Consider the following 2558-nt stretch of genomic DNA (forward strand, 5'->3'; position numbering starts at 1 on the left):
TGTCAACCGGCGCGCAAAACTGACCCCCTATCGGCGCCCAATATTGACCCCACCTTTCGGTAGTCTGGCGGTTATCCCGGTAGTCGATAGGAGGGGCCCACGGACGACGACGCGCACCGTCAGGTGTGCTGGCGGCGGCGTCCGTGGGAGGTCCCTGTTGACCCACCGGGTTAACCGCCGGGGATGGGGGTCCGGGGGAAGGGGTTTTCGGCTCAGTTCCGGTTTTTGAACCGCCAGCTGTCATTGCCCGTCTCGATGATGTCGCAGTGGTGCGTGATGCGATCGAGAAGCGCGGTGGTCATCTTGGGGTCGTGGAAGACGCTCGGCCATTCGCCGAAGGCGAGATTGGTCGTGATGATGACCGAGGTCTTTTCGTAGAGCTTGCTGATCAGGTGGAAGAGCATCTGACCGCCGGACCGGGCGAACGGCAGGTAGCCCAGCTCGTCAAGCACCACGAGATCAAGCCGCGAGAGTTGGGTGGCAAGGCTGCCGGCCTTGCCCAGACGAGCCTCTTCCTCGAGCCGGTTCACCAGATCGACCGTATTGAAGTATCGGCCTCTGGCACCGGCGCGCACCACCGCGGCGGTGATAGCGAGAGCCAGATGGGTCTTGCCCGTGCCTGTTCCGCCGATCAGCACGATATTGCGGCGTTCCGGCAGGAACGAGCCCGTATGAAGCGAGCGGATCAGTCCTTCGTTGATCGGCGTGCCATCGAACATGAACCCATCCAGGTCCTTGATCGCCGGAAGCTTGGCTGCGGTCATGCGATAACGGATCGAAGCCGCATCCCGGTGCGCCGTCTCCGCACGCAACAGGTCGCCCAGCATCTCCATGATCGTTCTGTCGCGGCGGATGCCGTTGGTGACGGCATCATCGAAGGCCGTCACCATGCCCTTGAGCCCCAGCCCCTTGAGGGCGGCCATGATCTCATGCCGCTGCATCGAGGTCTCGCACGGTATCGTAGCGGCCGCAGTTCGCCTCTGGCGGATGCTTGAGCTTCAGGTTGACGACGACGTCCATAGCCTGGGCATCATGAGGCTCGCGGCGACGGGACAGGATGTTGAGGATGATCTCGTCGCTGACAGTACCGGCGCCGAGTGCCTCGCGCACTGCGGCCTCGACAGCCTCCAGGCCATCTTCGGGGACGGCGGCGAGGACGCGTACAAAGCGCCGGTCGGCATCGTCGCCCTTGCCCAGCTTGCGCCGCAGTTGGGCCAGCGCAGGTGGGAGAGCCCAGTCCTGGAAGGGGGCGCCATTGCGCAACGCCCCGGGCTTGCGGGCGAGGATGGGCAGGTAATGCCATGGATCGAAGATCGTCTGGTTCCGGCCGAAGACCCGTTCGTGTTCGGCCACGACAGCGCCCTCGCAGCGGATCACGACGCGCGTTGCATAGGCCCGCACCTGCACAGCCTGATGGGCCGCCTTTGCCATCACCGAGTACCTGTTGCGATCGAAGCTCACGAGGCACGTCGAACTGGCGACGTGTTCGCTCTCGAAGAACCCGTCGAAGGGAACCGGTAGCGGTTGCAGCATCGGCCGCTCCGCCTCCAGCGCCTGCGCGATCGTCATATCTTCCTGGTCAGGATGCTGGTTGCGTTCCGCCCAGCGCCGGCACTCGGCCTCCAGCCAGATGTTCAGTTCCTCGAGGCTGGCAAAGCGCAGGCGCGGCTTGAACAGGCGCTCCCTGCTGGTCTGAACCTGGTTCTCGACCTGTCCCTTCTCCCACCCTGCGGCAGGACTGCAGGCCACCGGCTCAACGCGATAGTGGTCCGTCATGATCAGGAACCGCCGGTTGAACAGGCGTTCCTTGCCGGTGAACACCGTCGTCACCGCCGTCTTCATATTGTCGTAGATGCCGCGCGTCGGAACCCCGCCGAAGAAGGCAAAGGCGCGGGCATGTGCGTCGAACACCATCTCCTGCGTCTCACGAGGATAGGCACGGACAAATGGTGCCCGTGACCAGCAAAACCGCATATGCGCGACCTTCACGCGCATCGGCTTGCCGGCGATCTCGACGTCCTCATGGCTCCAGTCAAACTGGTAAGCCTCGCCGGGCCGGTACATCAACGGGATGAACGCCTTGGCCATATCGCCGGCCTCGACGCGACGCTCACGCTTCCAGCGTGCGGCATAGCGCCGCACAGCGTCATAAGAGCCGCCGAACCCTTCACGCTGGAGCAGATCATGGATCCGCGTCATGCGAAGCCGGTCACGCCGGGGCAGCCCTTCGTTCTCTTCAAGCAGCTCTTCCAGGCGAGTGCTGAAAGGGCCGGTTTGCGGCCGATGCTGTTCCTTGCGCTCGTAACTGGCATCTGCGTTCGGCGCCCGGACCGCCTTGCGCACCGTGTTGCGCGACAGCCGCAAATCCCGTGCTATCGCCTTGATCGGCTTACCGTCCCGGTGCTCCCGACGGATCCTCGTAATCGTCTCCACAACCAACATCCCTGTACCCGCCGTCCGGAACCCAAACGGCGGCGCTTCTCACAATGAGATGAAGGGGGTCAATTTTAGACGCCGATCACCCCGCTAAGGGGGTCAATTTTGCACGCCGCTCCACA

2 protein-coding genes are annotated in these 2558 nt (G+C 63.6%); both read right to left on the reverse strand.

What is annotated here, in order from left to right:
• Positions 1-212: 212 nt before the first annotated feature.
• Entirely contained in the window at positions 213-941 is a 729-nt protein-coding gene (gene istB / locus AC1Q5P_RS21780; protein ID WP_492520012.1) for an IS21-like element ISSsp4 family helper ATPase IstB, read from the reverse strand.
• Entirely contained in the window at positions 928-2442 is a 1515-nt protein-coding gene (gene istA, locus AC1Q5P_RS21785; RefSeq protein WP_492520013.1) for an IS21 family transposase, read from the reverse strand. Before istA ends, istB begins: the two co-directional genes overlap by 14 nt.
• Positions 2443-2558: the final 116 nt, after the last annotated feature.

The organism is Novosphingobium sp. GW835-FHT14H07 (assembly GCF_058793515.1).

Coding starts and splice junctions, on each gene's coding strand:
- istB (WP_492520012.1), bottom strand. CDS start 941: ATGCAGCGGCATGAGATCATGGCCGCCCTCAAGGGGCTGGGGCTCAAG.
- istA (WP_492520013.1), bottom strand. CDS start 2,442: ATGTTGGTTGTGGAGACGATTACGAGGATCCGTCGGGAGCACCGGGAC.